Origin of the sequence: Pseudomonas sp. PDM05 (assembly GCF_014851685.1) — a bacterium.
GTDB lineage: Bacteria > Pseudomonadota > Gammaproteobacteria > Pseudomonadales > Pseudomonadaceae > Aquipseudomonas.
The window spans coordinates 191326-212439 of the sequence record NZ_JACVAC010000002.1 but is presented as its reverse complement, the minus strand read 5'-3'; the positions used below and the strand labels follow the sequence as shown (position 1 = coordinate 212439).

General features: G+C 61.9%; 20 protein-coding genes. 9 read left to right on the top strand and 11 right to left on the bottom strand.

Going from position 1 to position 21114, the window contains the following annotated elements; all coding sequences use genetic code 11:
* The first annotated feature begins 130 nt into the window (after nt 1–130).
* Nucleotides 131–1078: a LysR substrate-binding domain-containing protein gene (locus IB241_RS05815; RefSeq protein ID WP_192297479.1), complete on the top strand. Its 948-nt coding sequence runs from the start codon at nt 131–133 to the stop codon at nt 1076–1078.
* Nucleotides 1079–1290: 212 nt separating this feature from the next.
* A complete protein-coding gene (locus tag IB241_RS05810) occupies nt 1291–1701 on the top strand; it encodes an HPF/RaiA family ribosome-associated protein (protein ID WP_012722380.1) in 411 nt (136 codons plus the stop codon).
* Nucleotides 1702–1762: 61 nt separating this feature from the next.
* Here IB241_RS05810 and IB241_RS05805 read toward each other — a convergent pair whose 3' ends face one another.
* Nucleotides 1763–3274 carry an MFS transporter gene (locus tag IB241_RS05805; protein WP_192297477.1) on the bottom strand — a complete coding sequence of 504 codons (1512 nt, stop codon included), beginning with the start codon at nt 3272–3274 and terminating at the stop codon, nt 1763–1765.
* Nucleotides 3275–3380: 106 nt separating this feature from the next.
* On the opposite strand from IB241_RS05805, the gene IB241_RS05800 reads away from it, so the two are divergent.
* On the top strand, nt 3381–4253 hold the full coding sequence (locus IB241_RS05800; RefSeq protein ID WP_192297475.1) for a LysR family transcriptional regulator: 873 nt from the start codon (nt 3381–3383) through the stop codon (nt 4251–4253).
* Between the two features lie 11 nt (nt 4254–4264).
* Here IB241_RS05800 and fecA read toward each other — a convergent pair whose 3' ends face one another.
* From fecA to IB241_RS05785, 3 genes are all read right to left on the bottom strand, one after another.
* Complete coding sequence (gene fecA / locus IB241_RS05795; protein WP_192297473.1) at nt 4265–6601, bottom strand: TonB-dependent Fe(3+) dicitrate receptor FecA; 2337 nt, start codon at nt 6599–6601, stop codon at nt 4265–4267.
* Nucleotides 6602–6692: 91 nt separating this feature from the next.
* Nucleotides 6693–7634 (bottom strand): FecR domain-containing protein, encoded by a 942-nt coding sequence (locus IB241_RS05790; RefSeq protein ID WP_192297471.1) that lies wholly within the window; start codon nt 7632–7634, stop codon nt 6693–6695.
* Nucleotides 7631–8119 (bottom strand): sigma-70 family RNA polymerase sigma factor, encoded by a 489-nt coding sequence (locus IB241_RS05785; RefSeq protein ID WP_192297469.1) that lies wholly within the window; start codon nt 8117–8119, stop codon nt 7631–7633. The genes IB241_RS05790 and IB241_RS05785 overlap by 4 nt, the downstream gene beginning before the upstream one ends.
* A gap of 184 nt (nt 8120–8303) precedes the next feature.
* On the opposite strand from IB241_RS05785, the gene IB241_RS05780 reads away from it, so the two are divergent.
* The 5 genes from IB241_RS05780 to IB241_RS05760 are packed head-to-tail and all read left to right on the top strand — an operon-like array spanning nt 8304 to nt 12066.
* Nucleotides 8304–8606 carry a DUF3649 domain-containing protein gene (locus tag IB241_RS05780; RefSeq protein WP_192297467.1) on the top strand — a complete coding sequence of 101 codons (303 nt, stop codon included), beginning with the start codon at nt 8304–8306 and terminating at the stop codon, nt 8604–8606.
* A complete protein-coding gene (locus IB241_RS05775; protein ID WP_192297465.1) occupies nt 8603–10177 on the top strand; it encodes a PepSY-associated TM helix domain-containing protein in 1575 nt (524 codons plus the stop codon). Before IB241_RS05780 ends, IB241_RS05775 begins: the two co-directional genes overlap by 4 nt.
* Complete coding sequence (locus IB241_RS05770; RefSeq protein ID WP_192297463.1) at nt 10178–10504, top strand: DUF3325 domain-containing protein; 327 nt, start codon at nt 10178–10180, stop codon at nt 10502–10504.
* A 9-nt stretch (nt 10505–10513) separates the two neighbouring features.
* Complete coding sequence (locus IB241_RS05765; protein ID WP_192297461.1) at nt 10514–11092, top strand: RNA polymerase sigma factor; 579 nt, start codon at nt 10514–10516, stop codon at nt 11090–11092.
* Nucleotides 11089–12066 (top strand): FecR family protein, encoded by a 978-nt coding sequence (locus tag IB241_RS05760; protein ID WP_192297459.1) that lies wholly within the window; start codon nt 11089–11091, stop codon nt 12064–12066. The genes IB241_RS05765 and IB241_RS05760 overlap by 4 nt, the downstream gene beginning before the upstream one ends.
* On the opposite strand, the gene IB241_RS05755 is transcribed toward IB241_RS05760, so the two are convergent.
* A complete protein-coding gene (locus tag IB241_RS05755; RefSeq protein ID WP_192297457.1) occupies nt 12067–12417 on the bottom strand; it encodes a glutaredoxin family protein in 351 nt (116 codons plus the stop codon).
* Entirely contained in the window at nt 12417–13421 is a 1005-nt protein-coding gene (yejK, locus tag IB241_RS05750) for a nucleoid-associated protein YejK (RefSeq protein ID WP_003171997.1), read from the bottom strand. The genes IB241_RS05755 and yejK overlap by 1 nt, the downstream gene beginning before the upstream one ends.
* A 395-nt stretch (nt 13422–13816) precedes the next feature.
* Between yejK and IB241_RS05745 the strand changes: the two genes are divergently transcribed.
* Nucleotides 13817–14098 carry an HU family DNA-binding protein gene (locus IB241_RS05745; protein WP_003188840.1) on the top strand — a complete coding sequence of 94 codons (282 nt, stop codon included), beginning with the start codon at nt 13817–13819 and terminating at the stop codon, nt 14096–14098.
* A gap of 210 nt (nt 14099–14308) precedes the next feature.
* Here IB241_RS05745 and rlmF read toward each other — a convergent pair whose 3' ends face one another.
* The 5 genes from rlmF to IB241_RS05720 form a co-directional block, all read right to left on the bottom strand.
* Nucleotides 14309–15328, bottom strand: coding sequence for a 23S rRNA (adenine(1618)-N(6))-methyltransferase RlmF (gene rlmF / locus IB241_RS05740; protein WP_192297455.1), 1020 nt, complete (start codon nt 15326–15328; stop codon nt 14309–14311).
* Nucleotides 15329–15546: 218 nt separating this feature from the next.
* The gene (locus IB241_RS05735) at nt 15547–18393 is read right to left on the bottom strand and encodes a valine--tRNA ligase (protein WP_192297452.1); all 2847 of its coding nucleotides are present in this window, start codon (nt 18391–18393) and stop codon (nt 15547–15549) included.
* Nucleotides 18394–18516: 123 nt separating this feature from the next.
* The gene (locus tag IB241_RS05730; protein ID WP_192297450.1) at nt 18517–18897 is read right to left on the bottom strand and encodes a DNA polymerase III subunit chi; all 381 of its coding nucleotides are present in this window, start codon (nt 18895–18897) and stop codon (nt 18517–18519) included.
* Nucleotides 18898–18904: 7 nt separating this feature from the next.
* Complete coding sequence (locus IB241_RS05725; RefSeq protein ID WP_192297448.1) at nt 18905–19333, bottom strand: DNA polymerase III subunit chi; 429 nt, start codon at nt 19331–19333, stop codon at nt 18905–18907.
* A 55-nt stretch (nt 19334–19388) separates the two neighbouring features.
* Complete coding sequence (locus IB241_RS05720; RefSeq protein WP_192297446.1) at nt 19389–20879, bottom strand: leucyl aminopeptidase; 1491 nt, start codon at nt 20877–20879, stop codon at nt 19389–19391.
* Nucleotides 20880–21114 lie beyond the last annotated feature (235 nt).

The following is a 21114-nucleotide window of genomic DNA, read 5'->3' as shown; positions in this document are numbered from 1 at the left end:
GCCTTACAAGCAATGGAAGATAATCGCTGCCATTTTTTGTCGGCCGAGCGGAGTTGGCGCGATACTGAGCCTCTGGATCGGCACTGACCAACGAATTATCCTAAGACACCCTTTAGCAGGACTAAACCCTATGACCCGTCCTCTCCATGGCCAGACTTATGTCTGGCTACACGTGTTTTCCTGCGCGGCACGACACTTGTCGTTCACCCGTTGCGCCGAAGAACTGCACATCACACCGGGGGCGGTGAGCCAGCAGATTCGCCAGCTGGAGGAGCGTTTGGGGTTTCGGCTGTTCCATCGCCGTGCACGCGGGGTAGAGCTCAGCGCCGAGGGGCAACGGCTGGCGGCGACGGTGGGGGAGGCCTACGGCAGCATCGATGCGGAATTGCAGCGGCTGGACGCAGGAATGATCAGCGGCACTTTGCGCCTGCGGTCGATCCCGTCGTTCCTGGGCAAATGGCTGACCCCGCGTCTGCCGCGCTTGCAGCAACGGTTCCCGGACATTCAGCTGCGCATGGTCGCCGAAGACAGCAGCATCGCCTTGCATGAGGGCGACTTCGACCTGGCTATCGACCTGAACGACGGCAGCTACCCCGGCCTGTTATCCACAGCCCTGCTGGATGAGCAGATTTTCCCGGTGTGCGCGCCAAGCCTGCTGCGCGGGCGTCCGCCGTTGCATGGCCCGGCCGACCTGGTGCATTTCCCGCTGCTGCACGACATCACCGCCTGGCGTGGGAGTTATGAATACGCCGAGTGGGAGTTTTACCTGAATGCCATCGGTTATCACGAAGCCGATGTGCGCCGCGGCCACACGTTCAACCGCAACCACCTGACCATCGAAGCCGCCATCGCCGGCATGGGCGTGGCCATCGCACGCCGCACCTTGCTCAACGATGAGCTGGAACGCGGCACCTTGATCGTGCCGTTCGGCCTGGCGGTGCCCAACCATAAACGTTACGTGCTGCTGTATGCGCCGGGCGCGCTGAACCATCCGGGCGTGCGGGCGGTGCATGACTGGCTGGTGGAGGAGGCAGGGATTTTTCGCGGATTGCACCCGTTGGGCGAGGGGCAATTGTGAGGGGCGCAGGGTGGAATAAGTTGTAACTAACTCCCCACCCTAACAGCGTTTTTGCTTGTAGTCAGGGTTAATTTGTAATGTGGGATTTATCTTTGCAAAGGGGTTGAATTGTTTCGCTGACTGCTCAATTGTGTAGTCAGGAGGTCATGGTTTCACCGCATCGGTGTTGCAGTTGTGACCTCCCGCGAGCTAGCTGAAATAAGGGAAGAACTATGCAAATCCAAGTCAATAGCGATAACCATATTGAAAGCAGCATCCGACTGGAGGAGTGGGTACGTACTACCATTGAGAGCACGCTCGAACGATACGAAGAAGACCTGACCCGCGTTGAGGTCTACCTGCGCGATGAGAACGGCGACAAGCCCGGTCCCCATGATTTGAGCTGCCGTCTGGAAGCACGGCCAAAGGGTCATCAGCCGCTCTCGGTACTGCACAAGGCCGATACCCTGGAACAGGCGATCGACGGTGCGGCGACCAAGCTGGACCACGCGTTGGAACATCTGTTTGGCCGACTGCAAGGCAAGCCACGCGCTGCCGGTAAAAGTTTGTCGGATACCAAAGTCAATGAAGATGAGCTTGAACAGGAGTTTCTGGAAAAAGAACGTGCCGTATTTAACAGCTGATAGCTGACAGTTCTTTCATCCCCCCCATAAAACGGGCCTGCAAATGCAGGCCCGTTTTCGTTTACCCCAGACGTCGGAAAAAATACCGGCTCAACACTGCCAGCCCGGCGGCGCCCGCCCCCGCGAAGAGCATCGCCCAGCCAGCGCCGTGACGCAGCGCCGCCTGGGCGTCGGTGGCCGCAAGTACGCTTGAGGCGGTGAGCTTGCCCGCTGCAATATTCTGGCTGATGGCCGGCCACTGCGTCAGCGTACTGGCGGGCAAGAGTGCGGCCAGTTGATCGCTGATCCCCAGTAGCAACACCAACCCCATCAACGCAATGTTGAGCGCCAGGGTAATCAACCGCGCACTGAGGTCGATGCCCGAGGCCATTCCCGCGCGGTCTGCCGACACGGAGCCGGTGGTGGTGTTGGTGGTCGGCGAGTTGGTCAGCGCCAGGCCCACGCCGGCCATCACGCAACTGATCAGCACCAGCACGACGCTTGGTCGTGCGGCAAGGTTGACGGCGGCCATGCTCAAGAAGCCTACGCCCATCAGGCCCAGCCCCAGGGGGATGATGCGTTCGGCGCCGTAGCGCAGGGCCAGGCGTTCGGCCAGTGGCGGCACCAGCAAGGTCGGCAAGGTGTAGGCGAGCAGGGCGCCGCCGGTGGTCAGGGTGTCGTAGCCCAGGCCAGCCTGGAAGTAGAGCGGCAGGTAAATCATGAACGGCCAGAAGCTGAAGTTCATGCCGATGGAACCCATCAGCGCACCGTTGAAGCGGCGGATGCGAAACACCGAGAAATCAAACATCGGGTGGGCGCTGCGCCTCTCGATAAATATGAACAGCATCAGGCCGACCAACGCCAAGCCCGCCCAACCGAGCATGGCCGGTGTGCCGAAACCGTATTCGCTGCCTTGGGTGATGAAGTACACCAGCGAAAACACCGACAGCGTCAGGGTCAACATGCCGGCGATATCGAGGCGGTTTCCGGCCGGGTCGCGGGATTCTTGCACGCTGATGTGCAGCAATCCCAGCGTCAGCAAGGTCAGCGGCACGTGTACGAGAAACACCCAGCGCCAGTCCGCCACCGCCAGGATCAGCGCCCCGACCATCGGCCCGAAGCCCAACCCCACACCCGCGATCACGCCCCATACCGCAAAGGCCCGTGCCCGCGCCGCCGGTTCGCGGAACTGGTGCGACAGAATCGCGAACTGACAGATCATCATCGCCCCAGCGCCCACACCCTGTACGAAACGTGCCGCGATCAGCGTGGAGGCGTCGTCAGCCAGGCCACACGCCAGCGAGGCCAGGCCAAACAGCCACAGGCACAGCACCAACATGCGCCGCCGACCAAAGCGATCGGCCAGGGTACCGGCTGCCATCAACACGCTGGTGCAGGCCAGGGTGTAGGCGTTCATGATCCATTGGGCGTCCTGGAAGCCGGTGCCCAATTGTTGTTCGAGGGTGGGCAGGATGATCGGCACGCTGGAAATCTCCAGGCCGAACATCAGGGCCACCAGGCAGACGGCGGTTAAAGCTAGGCCGTTCCTGGCGGAGTGGGTTGGTTGAGTGGCCGATAACGTGGCGGCGGGCATGGAATTCTCCTGGGAAGGGTGAAGTGACGCTATTTTCAGGGGAATTCAGTTCTTTATTCGTGATAATTTTTCCGCCAATACGGGAATCAAGAGCGACAATTCAAGCATGTCTACCCCACGTTTTGATGGCGTTGAGCTCTTTCTGCAAGTGGTGGAAAGCGGCAACCTGACCGAGGCGGCCGAACGCCTGAACCTCACGCGCTCGGCCGTCGGCAAAGGTCTGGCGCGGCTGGAAGCCCGCTTGGGCACACGCTTGCTGCAGCGTTCTACCCGGCGTCAGCATCTGACCGAGGATGGGCAGGCGTACTACGAGCATTGCCTACGCGCAGTGGCGGAACTGGAGGCGGCCGAATCGGTGCTGGAAAGCGGGCGCCAGCAGCCGCGCGGACGCTTGAGGGCAAGCGTGCCACTGGCGTTCGGGCATCACTATGCGGCGCCTGCGTTGTGGGGGCTGATGGATGTTTACCCGGAGTTGGAGATTGAGATCAGTTTTGCCGACCGCATGATCGATCTGGTGCAGGAAGGCTTTGACCTCGCCGTGCGGATCGGCCCGCTGCCCGACACCGACCGCCTGAGTGCGCGCCGGCTGGGTGAACAATCGGTAGGCCTGGCGGCGTCACCGGCGTACCTGCAGCGCGTAGGACGAATTGAATCTATCGATGATCTGACAGGCCATCGCGGCATCGCCTACAGAACCAACACCCCGCATCGTTCGAGAGTGGTTTCGCCGTTGGTGCTGGACGACCTCCAGGCCGTGGCCGATGCCGCCATCGCGGGCGTTGGCCTGGCCTGGTTGCCGAGTTGGTTGATCGCGCATTACGTACTGCGCGGGAGGCTGGAGGCGGTGTTGCCGGGCTACCGTGAACAGCCTTCGCCGATCCACGTGATTTGGCCGACCGCACCGCATATGCCGGCCAAGACCCGGTGCGCCATCGACGCGCTGGTCGCGGCGACGCCGAGCTGCCTGGCGGGCAGTTAAAGTGGCGAGGGTTAGAATGCGATGGAAGTCTGCACGTACACCGTGCGCGGTTCACCGACGTACTTGCCCTTGTTGTTGTCGTCGAACGAGCGGGTGAAATACTGCTTGTTGAAGATGTTTTTCACACCGACCGCGACGTTCAAGTCTGACAGTTGCGGGCCAAAGTCGTACGCGGCACGGCTGCTGAACAGCATGTAGCCAGGGATACGTCCGGTATTGCCTTCAGCATTTTCCTGCTCGGTATTGGCGTTGTCGGCGAACTGGCTGCTCTGGTAGCTGCTGTCCACATTGAGTTTCCAGCGACCTTCGGTGTAACCCACGCCCAGGGTGCCTTTGTGCTTGGACGAGAAGGGGACGCGGTTGCCTTTGTTCGGGCCGTCTTCGCGGATGGTCGCGTCGACGTAGGCGTAGCTGGCGTACACATCAAAACCGGCCAGCGCCGGGCTCAAACCGTCGAGGGCATAGTTGATGCTGGATTCGATGCCCTGGTGGCGGGTTTCGCCGCGTGCAATCACCGAGTCATCGGTCTGGTTGCTTTCGTACTGGTTGTCGAAGTTGATCAGGAACGCGCCGAGTTCCGCACGCAAGGTACCGTCGTCGTAGCGCGTGCCGATTTCCCAGGTGCGGGCTTTTTCCGGTTTGACTTCGCCTTTGGGCACGCGCTTGGCCATCTGGCTGTACTGCACGCTGCCGAACGAGCCTTCGGTGTTGGCGTAGAGGTTCCAGCTGTCGGTCAGGTGATAGAGCACGTTCAACGCTGGCAGCGCGGTGTTGTAGCTGCCTTTGTTGTAGAGGTTGTTGATGTGGTCGACCTGCCGGGACTTGATCATTTCGTAGCGCACGCCCGGGGTGATGGTCCACTTGCCAATATCAATCCGGTCGTCGATGAAGAACGCGTTGGCTTCGGTACTGCCACGGGTGTCGCGGTCGTTCTTGCTGCTGGTGGTCGGAATTTGCTGGTTGGCCGCAATCGGCGTGGTGTAGCGCATCTCGTGGCCGGCTTCGTTGATATAGCGATAGCCCACGCCGACTTCGTGGCTGGTGTTGCCGAGGTCGAAGCCTTGGGCGAAGCGGGTTTCCAGGCCGCGCACCCAGTATTCGCGGGGCGACAGGGACAGGAAGCGGGTCTGGTCCAGGTAGCCGTTGCGCAGGGTGGTGGTGAAGAAGGTGTTCACGGTGAATTCGCGGCGGTCTTCCTGGTAGCGGTAACCGGCGTTGAACATCGTACGGCGCCCCCAGAATTTGTCGTAGGGACGGGTCGACTGATACGGGTCGGCCTTGTAGTCCTTGACGTTCAAGCCACCGGGCATATCCGCCTGGCCTTCGTAGTACTGCGCCATGGCGTTGAAGCTGTTGGCCTCGTCGAGCTGGTATTTGCCCTTGAGGATCAGGTCATCGATGTGCGTGTTGCTGTTTTCACGCCAGTCGCCGCCACGGGTGCCGGAGTACAGGAGCGCGCCGCCCAGGCCGTTGTCGGCGGTGCCGCCGGCCAGCAGGTTGGCGGTGGTCTTGAAACCGTCATGGCTCGAAGACGGGCTGGTTTCGGTCTGGAAACCGCCTTTGACAGTCGGTGTGTCCGGGATTGCGCGGGTCACAAAGTTGACCACCCCGCCGACGTTCTGCGGGCCGTAGCGCACGGCGCCGCCGCCGCGGACCACGTCCACCGCGTCCATGTTGCCCATGCTGATCGGCGCGAATGACAGTTGCGGTTGGCCATACGGTGCGAAAGGCACCGGGATGCCGTCCATCAGCACCGTGGAGCGCGACGCCAGGCGCGGGTTGAGGCCGCGAATGCCGAAGTTCAGCGCCATGTCGTGGCTGCCGGTGCCATTGTTTTGCGGGGCGTTGACGCCGGGGATGCGGTTGAGCACATCGCGGGCCTGGGTGGCGCCCTGGCGTTCGAATTCATCGCGGCGGATCACGTCACGGGCGCCGGGATGTTCGAAGACATTGGTTTGCGCCGCATCGCCGAGCCAGTCGCCGACCACGCTGGAGGTGCCCAGTTCGAGGGTTGCCGGTGCACTGGCCGACTGCAGGCTGTAGGCATTGTCGCCCTCGGCGCGGGCTTGCAGGCCGGTGCCTTCGAGCAATTTTTGCAGGCCCTCGGCGGCGCTGTAGTTGCCGCTCAAACCACGGCTCTGCATGCCGGCCGTGACCTCGGAACCGAAGGAAATCAGCACGCCGGCCTCGCGACCGAATTGATTCAACGCGGCCTCCAGCGACGTTGGTGCGATGTGGTAAGGCTTGGCGTCGGCGGCCATTGCAGCAGGCAGTACGGTCAGGCTCAGGCTGGCGCCGAGTAGGAGTTGGCCCAAGGTGCGGGCAAGAAGCGTCGGTTGCTGGGGCATGAAGTGCGGTCCTGAGAAGGAAGGATCAAGGTGGCTTTCCTTCTCTGTCACGCCAGGTGTGGAAAACGGCTCACAACAATTGCAGATAATTTCAGGCTCGCGCCTCGACGGTCACCCAGTAGCGGGTAAAGCGCCGCACCTTGACCGGCAGGCTGACGGTCAACAGGTCGAGAATGCGTTCACTGTCGTCCAGCGGGTAGCTGCCGGAGATCAGCAGGTTGGCGACCTGGGGGGCGCAATTGAGTTGGCCACGGCGATAACGGCTGAGTTCGCCGAGGAAATCTTCCAGGCGCATGTGGGCCGCGACCAGCATGCCATCGGCCCACGCGCCGCTGTTGGCGTCGGTGGCACGCGGGGTGTCCCAGCCTTTGCGGGTGAAGTTGACCTGGTGCGCGGTGTCGACCGTCAGCGGTAGGCCGCTGTAGGTATTGGGCATCACGTCGACGTGGCCGTCGAGGACCGCCAGTTGGGTGTGGTCGTTGAACTGGCGCACATTCAGGCGCGCCGCCTGGCTGCTGAGCAGGCCCTGGCCGGTCAGCACGTTGAGCGGTCTGTTGCCTTTGGCGCCGGTCAGCAGGATCTCGCCTTCGAGCAGGCGGATCAGCCGCTGCTGGCCATCGAAATGCACATCCACCGCGCTGCCGGTATTGAGCTGCAACTGGCTGCCGTCGGCCAGTTGCACCTTGCGCCGTTGACCGACGGGGCTGCGGTAGTCGGCCGTGAGCGGCGGCAGGATATGTTGCTGGCGCAGGCTCCAGGCGGCGGCCGAACCAGCGCCGAGGATCAGCAGCAGCTTGAGGGCCTGGCGGCGGCTAGTGGAGGTTGGCGCGTTCAACGCCGCATGGGCCAGGGGCGATGGCATGCCACGCAGGCGCTGGTTGACGCGTTGCATATGGTCCCAGGCGCGCTGGTGTTCACTGTGGGCATTCAGCCATTGCTGCCAGGCCGCTTGTTGGCGCGGGTTGAGGGCGCCTTGCTGCATTTCCATCAGCCAATGCACGGCCTGTTCGGCAACTTGGGTCGAGAAATTCATAGGGCAAAGTAGCAGCGCATGGCGGCTTTATTCAGGTGGCGTTTGACGGTGGCGATGGAGATGCCCAGCTCTGCGCCGATTTGCGCGTAGGTCAGGCCATCGAGTTGGGCCAGCAGGAAGGCGCGTTTGACTGGCGTGGGCAAACCGTCGAGCAACTGGTCCAGCTCGACCAGGGTTTGCAGGATGATTGCGCGTTCTTCTTCCGACGGTGCCACGTGTTCCGGCAACTGGGCCAGGGCGTCGAGGTAGGCGCGCTCCAGGTCCTGGCGGCGGTAGAAATTGCACAGCACGCGCTTGGCCACGGTGGTGAGGAAGGCGCGGGGTTCGATCAATGTTGGCGTTTCACGGGCGCTGAGCACGCGGATGAAGGTGTCTTGCGCCAGGTCGGCGGCACTTTCCGGGCAGCCGAGCTTGCGTCGCAACCAGCCGGTGAGCCAGTGGTGATGGTCGGTGTACAAAACTTCGACGGTGTTGGACGGCTGCAACGCGATCACCCTTCGCTACGAGCATGCGGGCATTCGGCATGCTTTAGAGAACAAGAATTGTTCGCATTGTAGGTGGGCCGCTACGGTTCGGCAATCCGCCAGTACCGGCGTTTCATCCGTTCTTTTTTGCTTATGAGAATATTTATCATTAATATTGCGTACTGATGAACCTGGCGTCTCCCGCATGAAAAGCAAAACCTCACTTGCGCTACCCTACCGTCTGGCCGTCACATCGCGGGTGCTCGCGGCTGTCGTCGGCGGCTACCTGATGGCCTCCCTGGCCGCCATCTGCCTGGCACTGTGGATGCCCACGTCCCGCGCCGACGCGGTGATCACCGGGATGATGAGTTCGTTTGTGTTCTATCTGCTGGCGGTGCTCTGGTGCTTTGCATGCCGCACGGCCTGGCGCGCCTGGTTTGGCGTGATGTTGCCGAGTGCGGCGTTTGCCACCCTGGCGGGTGTGGGGTTGTGGATGGCGCGTCCATGAAAGAGGGCTTTCGCCAGGCCATGGCCTGGTTGCACACCTGGAGCGGGCTGATCTTTGGCTGGCTGCTGTTTGCGATTTTCCTGACGGGCACCTTGTCGTATTTCAAGGACGAGATCAGCCACTGGATGCAGCCCGAAGTGCAGGCTTATCCACTGGACAACGCGCGCAGCCTGGGCGTCGCGCAAACCTATTTGCAGCAGGTGGCGCCAACGGCCGCGCGCTGGTTTATCAACCTGCCGGATGACCGCGACCCCGCCTTGACGGTGATGTGGCAAGACAAACTCGACCCTGGCCGTCGCGGCAATTTCATCCAGAAAACCCTCGACCCGGTTACCGGCCAAGATGTGCAGGCCCGCGAAAGCATGGGCGGCGAGTTCTTCTATCGTTTCCATTTCCAGCTGCAAATGCCCCATCCCTGGGGCCGCTGGCTGTCCACCATCGCTGCGATGGTGATGTTTGTCGCGCTGATCACCGGGATCATCACCCACAAGAAAATCTTCAAGGACTTCTTCACCTTCCGCCCGCGCAAAGGCCAGCGTTCCTGGCTCGACGGGCATAACGCGGTCGGTGTGCTGGTGCTGCCGTTCCACCTGATGATCACCTACAGCAGCCTGGTGATTTTCATGAGCATGGTGATGCCGGCGCCGATCCTTGCCTCCTATGCGGGCGATACCCGCGCCTTTTTCAACGACGTGTTCCCCGCCACCAACAACGCGCCGGCGCAGGGGCAACCGGGCAAATTGCTGCCGCTGTTGCCGATGTACCAACAGGCGCGGGCGCAATGGGACGGTGGCCATGTGGGGCGTCTGGGGGTGAACAACCCCAGCGACGTGAACGCTTCGGTCAATGTGTTTCGGGCCAGTTCCGACAACGTGGTGCATGAGTTCGACAGCATCGTGTCGTTCAGCGGCACCAGCGGCGAACTGCTGCGCACCAGTGCCGGGCAATCGCTGCCGGCGATCATCGGCGGCAGTTTCTACGGCCTGCACATGGGCCAGTTCGCCGGGCCGGTGTTGCGTTGGTTGTACTTTATCTGCGGGCTGGCGGGCACGGCGATGATCGGCACCGGGCTGGTGATCTGGCTGGGCAAGCGCCAGCTCAAGCACGCCAAGAGCGGCGTGATGCCGTTTGAACTGCGCCTGGTGGAGGTGCTCAACATCGCCAGCATGTCCGGGTTGATGATCGCCATTGCGGCGTTCTTCTGGGCCAACCGCCTGCTGCCGGTGGGCTTTGCCGAGCGCTCTGCCTGGGAAGTACAGACCTTCTTCATGGCCTGGGGTGTGAGCCTGCTGCACGCGGTCCTGCGCCGTGGCCGCCAGGGCTGGGTTGAACAACTGAGTGTCGGCGCGCTGATGTTTGTCGCGATCCCGATGCTCAATGCGCTGACCACTTCGCACCACCTGGGCGTGTCGCTGGCGACGGGTGATTGGGCCATGGCCGGTTTCGACCTGACGTGCCTGGCCAGCGGCGTATTCCTCGCCTGGGCCGCGTGGAAGATGCAGCACCGTGCTGCGTCCCAGACCAGGGCCGAGCGGGCGCATTCGTTGACCCTCAAGCAGGAGGCGAACTGAATGCTGCTCGCTCTCTTGATGTGCTACGCCGGGTTCACCGCGCTGTGCCTGTCCACCGACCGTCACCATGGCGAATTGCTGCACAGCAAGCCGTCGCCCCAACGGCGCGTGGGGTTGCGGGCGGCGGGCTGGTTGCTGCTGGCACTGTCGATCTGGCCGGCCGTGGCGCTCGGTGGTTGGAGCCGGGGCCTGGTGGAGTGGTGCGCGGTGTTGATGCTCAGTGCGCTGTTGCTGGTGCTGTTGTTGCCGTATCGGCCACGGTTGGCCTTGATCCTGGCGGGCGTCGGCCTGCTGGCCAGCCCCGTCGCGGCCTTCGCCATCCTCTGAGCCACGCCCATGATGATCAGCACCCCACCGGAGTCCCAAGACAGCCAGCGCGCTGAATCAGCAGGCGGGCGTGCGCATTTCCTGCAGGTGTTTCTCTCGCAGCGTTCACAGATGGAAGCCTTGGTCAGTCGTCGTGTCGGTTGCCGTGCCACGGCTGCCGACCTGGTGCAGGATTTATTCCTACGCTTCTGGCGCCGCCCGTTGGTGCAGGTCGAGGAACTCAGCACCTACCTGCTGCGCTGCGCTGGCAACATCGCCATTGACCACCTGCGCAGCGAAAGCGCGCGGGTGCGCAGCAGCGAAGGCTGGCTGCCCGAGCAACAGGATAATCAGGGTTGCGAACCCCAAGCGGCCTTGGAGGCGGGCAATGATCTGCGCCATGTCGAAGCTGCCCTGCGCAGCTTGCCGGAGCGCACGCGGCAGATTTTCCTGCTCAACCGCATTCATGGCCGCAAGTACGCGGAAATCGCCAAGGCCATGGGTCTGTCCCAAAGTGCCGTGGAAAAACATATGATGCGTGCCCTCGAAGCCTGCAAAGCCAGCCTTCGCGAGCCATCACCCCCACGCACGCCAGGGACAGCACCGTGAACCGCACCCCCACGCCCGACCAGGAACACGCCGCGCTGGCCTGGCTGAGCCTGCTGCACGACCAGCCGAGCAGCGGCGACCAGGCCACGTTCAGCCAATGGTTGCGTGCCGATCCGGCCCACATCGAGGCGTACTCCCAGGCCCAGGTACTGTGGGAATTGAGTGAAGTGCCTGCGCGAAAATTGGCGGACGAGGATGCATTGGCCTTGCAGGGTTACCTCAAGGCGATGCACACCTCGAAGCGCTCGCGGGTTGTACGCGGGGCCGGCGCCTTGGCGATGGCCGCGTGCCTGCTGCTGATGGTGTCCATGGGCGCAGGCTGGCAGCCGTCGCGCTGGGTCGATGACTTTGGCGCCGACTATGTGACGGCGCCAGGCGAAGTCAAAACCGTCACCCTGGCGGATAAATCCCAAGTCACCCTCGATGCCGACAGCGCGATTGCCGTGGATTTCAGCCATGGCGAACGGCACATCCAGTTGCGTCGTGGTGCGGGGTTTTTCAGCGTGACCCACACTGGCGAGTCCTTTGTGGTGGAGGCGGGCAGCGGTGAAGCGCGGGTGCTCGGTACGCAATTCGAAGTGCGCCTGCAACCGGCGGGGGCGCAGGTGACGGTGTTATCGGGGCGGGTAGGGGTGACGCCGTCCAGGCACGGCCAACAGCAAGTCCTTACAGCCGGCCAGCAAGTGGCCTACACGCAAGGTGTGGCCGATGCCACGCACCCGGTGGACAGCGAATCGCGCCTGGCCTGGCGCGACGGCTGGCTCAACTACTACAAGGCGCCGCTGGCCGATGTGGTCAAGGATCTGGAGCGCTACTACCCGGGCCGTATCCTGTTGCTCAACGATGAGATGGGCAGCAAGCGCGTCAGCGGCAGTTTCCCGAGCAAGGATCCCCAGGCGGTGTTGAATGCGTTGCAGGCCGTGCTCGGGTTCGAGCAGCGCAACCTGCTGGGTCGCGTGATCGTGGTGCGCTGATTATTTCAGCGCCGCCATGATCTTCTCCGGGCTGAACTCACGGATCAGCGTGCCGTTGACGTCTACAAACGGAATCCCACCGCCGCCCAGCGCCTCGTAGGCCTTGCGCGCCTGGGCGTCCTTTTCGATGTCGAACGCCTGGTAGGGCAGGCCTTTCTGGTCCAGGAAGCGGCGGATCTGCTTGCAGTAGCCGCACCATTCGGTGGAATAGAGCACCACCCGCGCCGAGGCCCGGGTTTGTTCCGGCGCCACCTGGGACGGATTGAACACCCGCTCGATCTTGCCCCAGTTCTGGAACACCACCACCACCAGCAATACCAGCAGGACTTTCTTGAACACCCCGCCGAGCATCAGTTGCGGCGCTTGAGCTGGTCGGTCAGTTGGGTCGGCAAACCCTTGATGATCAGCGTGCCAGCCGCCTCGTCGTACTCGATCTTGTCGCCCAGCAAGTGCGCTTCAAAACTGATCGACAAGCCTTCGGCGCGGCCGGTAAAGCGGCGGAACTGGTTGAGGGTGCGCTTATCCGCCGGAATTTCCGGCGACAGGCCATAGTCCTTGTTGCGGATATGGTCGTAGAACGCCTTAGGCCGATCTTCATCGATCAAGCCCGAGAGTTCTTCCAGGCCCATCGGCTCGCCGAGCTTGGCCTGGCTGCTGGCGTAGTCCACCAGGGTCTTGGTTTTTTCGCGGGCGGATTCGTCCGGCAGGTCTTCGCTTTCGACGAAGTCACTGAATGCCTTGAGCAGGGTGCGGGTTTCGCCCGGGCCGTCGACGCCTTCCTGGCAGCCGATAAAGTCGCGGAAGTACTCCGAGACCTTCTTGCCGTTCTTGCCCTTGATAAACGAGATGTACTGCTTGGACTGCTTGTTGTTCTGCCACTCGGAAACGTTGATACGCGCCGCCAGGTGCAACTGGCCGAGGTCCAGGTGACGCGACGGGGTCACGTCCAGCTCGTCGGTCACCGCCACGCCTTCGCTGTGGTGCAGCAGAGCGATGGCCAGGTAATCGGTCATGCCTTGTTGGTAGTGGGCAAATAGCACGTGGCCGCCAGTGGAGAGGTTGGACTCTTCCATCAGCTTTTGCAGGTGCTCGACGGCGGTGCGGCTAAAGGTGGTGAAATCCTGGCCACCGTCGAAATACTCCTTCAACCAGCCACTGAACGGGTGCGCGCCGGACTCGGCATGGAAGAAACCCCAGGCCTTGCCTTGTTTGGCGTTATAGCTCTCGTTGAGGTCGGCAAGCATGTTCTCGATGGCGGCCGATTCGGACAGCTCCGAATCGCGGGCGTGGAGAACTGCGGGCGTGCCGTCGGGTTTTTTGTCGATCAGGTGGACGATGCAATGACGGATCGGCATGGGCTTCTCGGCTGGTTGAAGGGGAGCGGTTGGCCTCCCCGAAAAGTCGCCCAGTGTACCGCACCCATTGGTCAAGACGCGCTTTCAAGGCGGTTTTGCCGCTCTCCGACATGGCATATGCCATTTTTTCACGGTTTAGAGCGATAAAGCTGACCAAATGGGTAGGTAGAAGCGGATATTTCCCCGTCTCTGTGCTAGTTTTGCCCCGTCTTACGCCAAGTCTCGGCGTTAAGCGTGCATTCAGCATCTGTCAGGTCGAACCAATCCCCGTTTCAAGCATCTATAACCCCGATCTTCGCGGTTATAGCCTGGGGTGCCAGACCTAGACGGTCGGGCTCGACGGCTGACACTGCACTCTGCAATCCATATGAATTTGATAGGGAAGGAACACCACAATGGCTATTACTAAAGACCAACTGATCGCTGACCTGGCTGAAGCAGTAGACGCACCGAAAACCACCGTGCGCGCTCTGCTGGACCAACTGAGCCAAGTTGTTGCTGACCAGCTGGAAAACGGCGGCGAAATCACTCTGCCAGGCGTTGGCAAACTGAAAGTGACCGAGCGTCCTGCCCGTACTGGCCGTAACCCTTCGACTGGCGCTGCCATCGAAATCGCTGCCAAGAAAGTTATCAAGCTGGTTGTGGCCAAAGGCCTGACCGACGCTGTTAACAAGTAAGACGCAGCAAAAAAAACCGTGCTCCGGAGCGATCCGGGCACGGTTTTTTGTTGCCTGCGATTTGTAGAGGCCCTGTAGTGAGCGGGCTTGCCCCGCGCTGGGGGGCGAAGCCGCCCTAAAACGGTCCGCCGCGGTGTGTCAGGAAAACCGAGGTGACGGGATTTGGGGCGGCTTCGCCCCCCAGCGCGGGTGCAAGCCCGCTCACTACAGTTAGTCGCGGGCCCAGCGCTGGCGCCAGATCTGCTGCTCGTTCTTGGTCTGGAAGGTCCAGGCCACAAAGCGGCTTTGTTTTTGCCCCTGGGACATCTCCACTACCTGGCTTTCCAGCACGCCGGCTTTTTTCAGCGCGGTCTCGATGGCAGGCAGGTTCGACGCCTTTGACACCAGGGTGCTGAACCACAACACCTTGTGGGCAAAATGCGCACTCTCGGCGATCAACTGCGTCACAAAACGCGCTTCGCCGCCTTCACACCACAATTCAGCCGATTGGCCACCGAAGTTCAGTACCGGCAACTTGCGCTTGGGATCGGCCTTGCCCAAGGCGCGCCATTTACGCTCGCTGCCCTTGGTGGCTTCGTCCATGGACGCGTGGAACGGCGGGTTGCACATGGTCAGGTCAAAACGCTCACCCGGCTCCAGCAAGCCCAGCAGGATCTGCTTGGGGTTGGGTTGCTGGCGCAGCTGGATGACCTTGCTCAGGTCGTTGGACTGCACGATGGCCTTGGCGGCGGCCACGGCGGTAGGGTCGACCTCCGAGCCGAGGAAGGTCCAGCGGTACTCCATGTAGCCAATCAGCGGGTAGACGCAGTTGGCGCCCATGCCGATGTCCAGCACCTTGATGATCGAGCCGCGCGGGACCTTGCCGTCGTTGTTGCTGGCCAACAGGTCAGCGAGGAAGTGCACGTAGTCCGCACGCCCCGGCACCGGCGGGCACAGGTAATCGGCCGGGATGTCCCAATGCTGGATGCCATAGAAGGATTTGAGCAGCGCCCGGTTGAACACCCGCACCGCATCCGGGCTGGCGAAGTCGATGCTCTCTTTGCCATACGGATTGATGATCACGAATTTCGCCAGTTCCGGCGTGGTCTTGATCAGCGCCGGGAAGTCGTAACGGCCTGTGTGGCGGTTGCGCGGGTGCAGGGTAGCCTCTTTGCGCGGCGCGACGGGCTTGGCCGTGGCGGCGGTTTTAGGCTTCTTGCGTGCAGGCTTGGGTGTGCTGGGGGCGGTCATGATGATTCTGGTGTTGGCTCAAAGTGACGGGCATTGTCACACATTCTCAGGGTGAACTCGGTTAAATGTGGGAGCGGGCTTGCTCGCGAATGCGGTACCTCAGAAACAGATGCAGTGCCTGACACACTGCATTCGCGAGCAAGCCCGCTCCCACATCGATTGGGTTTTCAGGCCAAAAAAAAGAGGCCCGAAGGCCTCTTTTCTACAGGGAATCCACCTTACAGGCTGGAAATCCGCGCATGTTGCTCCGCCAGCTTGCCCAGGGCCTGTTCAGCCTCGGCCAACTTGGCGCGTTCTTTGTCGATCACTTCGGCCGGTGCCTTGTCGACGAACGCCGCGTTGGACAGCTTGCCGCCCACACGCTGCACTTCGCCTTGCAGGCGCGCAATTTCCTTGTCGAGTCGAGCCAGTTCCGCGCCCTTGTCGATCAGGCCAGCCATCGGCACCAGCACTTCCATCTCGCCGACCAGTGCGGTGGCGGACAGCGGCGCTTCGGCGTCGGTAGCCAATACCGTAATCGACTCCAGCTTCGCCAGCTTCTTGAGCAGCGCATCGTTTTCGGCGAGACGACGCTGGTCTTCGGCACTGGCGTTCTTCACAAACACCGCCAATGGCTTGCCCGGCCCGATGTTCATCTCGGCGCGGATGTTGCGCGTGCCAAGCATCAGGGTCTTGAGCCATTCGATATCGCTTTCGGCCGCCTCATCGATGCGCGCTTCGTTGGCCACCGGCCAAGGTTGCAGCATGATGGTCTTGCCTTCGATACCGGCCAGCGGCGCGAGGCGCTGCCAGATTTCTTCGGTGATGAACGGCATGAACGGATGCGCCAGGCGCAGGGCCACTTCCAGCACGCGCACCAGGGTGCGACGGGTGCCACGCTGACGTTCGATCGGCGCGTTTTCGTCCCACAGCACAGGCTTGGACAGTTCCAGGTACCAGTCGCAGTACTGGTTCCAGATGAACTCGTACAAGGCTTGTGCGGCCAGGTCGAAACGGAACTGGTCGAGTTGGCGGGTCACTTCGGCTTCGGTGCGCTGCAATTGCGAGATGATCCAGCGATCCGCCAGGGACAGTTCGACGGCTTCGCCGTTCTGGCCGCAGTCTTCGCCTTTGTCCAGCACGTAGCGCGCGGCGTTCCAGATCTTGTTGCAGAAGTTGCGATAGCCTTCGACGCGGCCCATGTCGAACTTGATGTCGCGACCGGTGGACGCCAGCGAGCAGAAGGTGAAGCGCAGGGCGTCGGTGCCATAGCTGGCGATGCCGTCGGCGAACTCGTCGCGGGTCTGCTTCTCGATCTTCTTCGCCAGTTTCGGCTGCATCAGGCCCGAGGTACGTTTTTTTACCAGGGTTTCCAGGTCGATGCCGTCGATGATGTCCAACGGGTCCAGGACGTTGCCCTTGGACTTGGACATCTTCTGGCCCTGGCCGTCACGCACCAGGCCGTGCACGTACACGGTCTTGAACGGAACCTGCGGCGTGCCGTCCTCGTTCTTCACCAGGTGCATGGTCAGCATGATCATCCGGGCGACCCAGAAGAAAATGATGTCGAAGCCGGTGACCAGCACGTCGGTGGAGTGGAATTTCTTCAGGAATTCGGTCTGTTGCGGCCAGCCCAGGGTGGAGAACGTCCACAGGCCCGAGCTGAACCAGGTGTCCAGTACGTCGTTGTCCTGTTGCAGCGCAACGTCGGCACCGAGGTTGTGCTTGGCACGCACTTCGGCTTCGTCGCGGCCTACATAGACCTTGCCCGACTCGTCGTACCAGGCCGGAATACGGTGGCCCCACCACAGTTGACGGCTGATGCACCAATCCTGGATGTCGCGCATCCACGAGAAGTACATGTTTTCGTACTGTTTCGGCACGAACTGGATGCGGCCATCTTCCACGGCAGCAATCGCAGGCTCGGCCAACGGCTTGGTAGACACGTACCACTGGTCGGTCAGCCACGGCTCGATGATGGTGCCGGAGCGGTCGCCCTTCGGCACTTTCAGGCCGTGGTCGTCAACGCTGACCAGCAGGCCGGCAGCGTCGAAGGCGGCAACGATCTGCTTGCGCGCTTCGAAACGGTCGAGACCGGCGTATTCGGCCGGGATCTTGCCGTCGATGCTGTCGTTCAACGTGCCATCCAGGTTGAACACCTGGCAGGCCGGCAATACGGCGGCGTTTTTGTCGAAGATGTTCAGCAGCGGCAGGTTATGGCGCTTGCCGACTTCGTAGTCGTTGAAATCGTGGGCCGGGGTGATTTTCACACAGCCGGTGCCGAATTCCGGGTCGCAGTAGTCGTCCGCGATGATCGGAATGCGGCGGCCAACCAGCGGCAGCTCGACGAACTTGCCGATCAGTGCCTGGTAGCGCTCATCGTTCGGGTTAACGGCCACGGCGGCGTCGCCGAGCATGGTTTCCGGACGGGTGGTGGCGACGATCAGGTAGTCGTTGCCCTCAGCGGTCTTGGCACCGTCGGCCAGGGGGTACTTGAGGTTCCACAGGAAGCCTTTTTCGTCGTGGTTTTCCACTTCGAGGTCGGAAATCGCCGTGTGCAGCTTGGTGTCCCAGTTGACCAGGCGTTTGCCACGGTAGATCAGGCCGTCTTCATGCAGGCGCACAAAGGCTTCTTTCACGGCTTCCGACAGGCCGTCGTCCATGGTGAAGCGCTCGCGGCTCCAGTCTACGGACGAGCCGAGGCGACGGATCTGACGGCTGATGTTGCCGCCGGACTGGTCTTTCCATTCCCAGACTTTTTCCAGGAATTTCTCGCGACCCAGGTCGTGACGGCTCTGGCCGGTGGCTTCGAGTTGGCGTTCCACCAGCATCTGCGTGGCGATACCGGCGTGGTCGGTGCCCGGCTGCCACAGGGTGTCGCGACCCTGCATGCGGCGGAAACGGATCAACGCATCCATGATCGCATTGTTGAAGCCATGGCCCATGTGCAGGCTGCCAGTGACGTTCGGTGGCGGGATCATGATGGTGTAGGAATCGCCCGCGCCTTGCGGGGCGAAATAATTCTCGGATTCCCAGGTGTTGTACCAGGAAGTTTCGATAGCGTGCGGCTGGTAGGTCTTATCCATGCGCGGCGGGACCCTAGTTGGCATTTATTCAGGAAAGCCGGCAAGTATAGCGGGGGGGAGCAGCTGCAAGCTACAAGCTATCAGCTGCAAGTGGAGCGGGGAGCTTTTACTTGTGGCTTGTAGCTAGTTACTTGTCGCTGCAGCGAGCAACCGCTCCATCCGCGCATCCAGCCGACGCTTGATCTCGGTTTCGATATGCGGGGCGAAGTCGTCGATGACGTCTTGCATGATCAGTTGCGCGGCGGCACGCAGTTCGTTGTCCAGGTGCAGCAGCAGGGCGTCCTGGCCTTTTTCGGCGGGGGCGGGCTCGACAGCAGCGGCAACCGGCTCCGGCGCAGCGGGCTTGGCGCCGACCATATCGAACAACAGCGGGATCTGTACCTCTGCATCGACCGAGTCGGTCAGCAGTGGCGGTTGCAGGCCGTCGTCACCGAGCAACTGGCGGATCGACTCCAGGTCGTCCAGCAGGTGGTCGTCTTTTTTTACCGAGTTGGGAGTGTCCATCATTTACTCAAAGTCGTTGTAGCCGGTGATCCTGCAAAGGATAGCCCTGTTCGCGATAGAAACGGAAACTCTCCCGCGCCGCCTGACGAATAGCCGGGTCTTCCACCACCACCTCTGCCACGCGGGCAAACGCCTTGGCGAACGGCGGCACTTTCAGGTCCAGGTTGACCAGCAGGTCATGGTGATCGCCGCAGTTGTCGCCCAAGCCCAGGACCACCAGGCTTTCGGGTTCTGACTCGGCGGGGCCGTGGGGCACGAAGCTTTCGCCCTTGAAACGCCACAGGCGGGCATCCAGCTCGTCGCGTTGGGCCGCATCGCTGCAATGCAGGTAGATGCGGTGACCCATGCGCCAGGCTTTTTCAGTGAGTTTGCAGGCAAAGTCCAGGCGCGCGAGCGGGTCGGCGCTGGGCAATATATAGAAGTCGACTTGGGTCATTGTGGTTCCTGGAACCCAGGGCGGTTGTGTAAAAGCCGCCCTGGCGTTCTCATTTTCAGGCTTTTGCGCGATCCAGCAGGTACTGGGTCAGCAATGGAACCGGGCGGCCAGTGGCGCCCTTGTCCTTGCCGCCGCTGGTCCAGGCCGTGCCGGCGATGTCCAGGTGCGCCCAGTTGAAGTTCTTGGCAAAGCGCGACAGGAAGCAGGCTGCGGTAATGGTGCCGGCTTTCGGGCCGCCGATGTTGGCGATGTCGGCGAACGGGCTGTCCAGCTGTTCCTGGTACTCATCGAACAGCGGCAGTTGCCAGGCGCGGTCGTCGGCGGCCTTGCCGGCGCTGAGCAGTTGTTCGATCAACTCGTCGTTGTTGCCCAACAGGCCCGAGGTGTGGGAGCCCAGAGCGACGATGCACGCGCCGGTCAGGGTGGCGATGTCGATCACGGCTTGCGGCTTGAAGCGCTCGGCGTAGGTCAGGGCATCGCATAGCACCAGGCGGCCTTCGGCGTCGGTGTTGAGGATCTCGACGGTCTGGCCGCTCATGGTGGTGACGATGTCGCCCGGACGCGCCGCGCCGCCACTTGGCATGTTCTCGGCACAGGCCAGGATGCACACCAGGTTGATCGGCAGCTTGAGCTCCAGCACCGCACGCAGGGTGCCGAACACGCTGGCGGCGCCGCCCATGTCGTACTTCATTTCATCCATGCCGGCGCCTGGCTTGAGGCTGATGCCGCCGGTGTCGAAGGTGATGCCTTTGCCGACCAGGGCGTAAGGTTTGTCGGCCTTTTTGCCGCCGTTGTATTGCATCACGATCAGGCGTGGCGGCTGGTCGCTGCCCTGGCCCACGGCATAGAACGAGCCCATGCCCAGTTCCTTGATCTTCTTCTCATCCAGGACTTCGACTTTCAGGCCCTTGAATTCCTTGCCCAGCGCCTTGGCCTGTTCGCCGAGGAAGGTTGGGTGGCAGATGTTCGGCGGCAGGTTGCCCAGGTCGCGGGTGAACGACATGCCGTTGGCGATTGCGGTGGCGTGGGTCACGGCGCGCTGCACTTCAGCCTGGGCGGCCTTGATGGTCAGCAGGGTGATCTTCTTCAGGGCGCGGGGTTCGGCCTTGGTGCTCTTGAACTGGTCGAAGATATAGCCGCCGTCCACCAGGCTTTCGGCCAGCAGGCGGGTCTTGCCGTAGCTGTCGCGGCCCTTGACCACCACTTCATCCAGCGCCAGCGTGGCATCACCGCCGCCCAGGCCTTTGAGGGTGGTGAGGATGCCGCTGATGATCTTGCGGAACGGACGGTCGCCCAGCTCGGCGTCCTTGCCCACGCCCACCAGCAATACGCGGTCGGCTTTCAGGTTTGGCAGGCTTTGCAGCAGCAGGCTCTGGCCGACTTTGCCCGCCAGGTCGCCGCGCTTGAGGATCGCGCTGATGGCGCCGCCGCTCAGTTCGTCGACTTGCTTGGCAGCGACGCCGAGCTTGCGGCCTTCGCCGATGGCGACCACGAGGGTGGCGGTTTTCAACGTTTCGGGGCTAACGCTTTTTACAACCAATTCCATTTTCGGGTCCCTTATAAAGGTCAAAGAGCCGGGCGTCTGTACGCCGGCTTTAAAGCTTGGCGGCTGTATAAACCGCCCGCGACAAAGGCCGCAGTTTGAACCTCGGCGGCGGAGCCTGACAACCCTTGGTGTAAGCTTTGTCCACTTGGTTGAGCATGCTCCGTGACAGGCGCGGCCAATCACAGGATAATGCGCCATCTTTTTAGCCGGCCTGTGCAAACGGGTCGACTGGTAT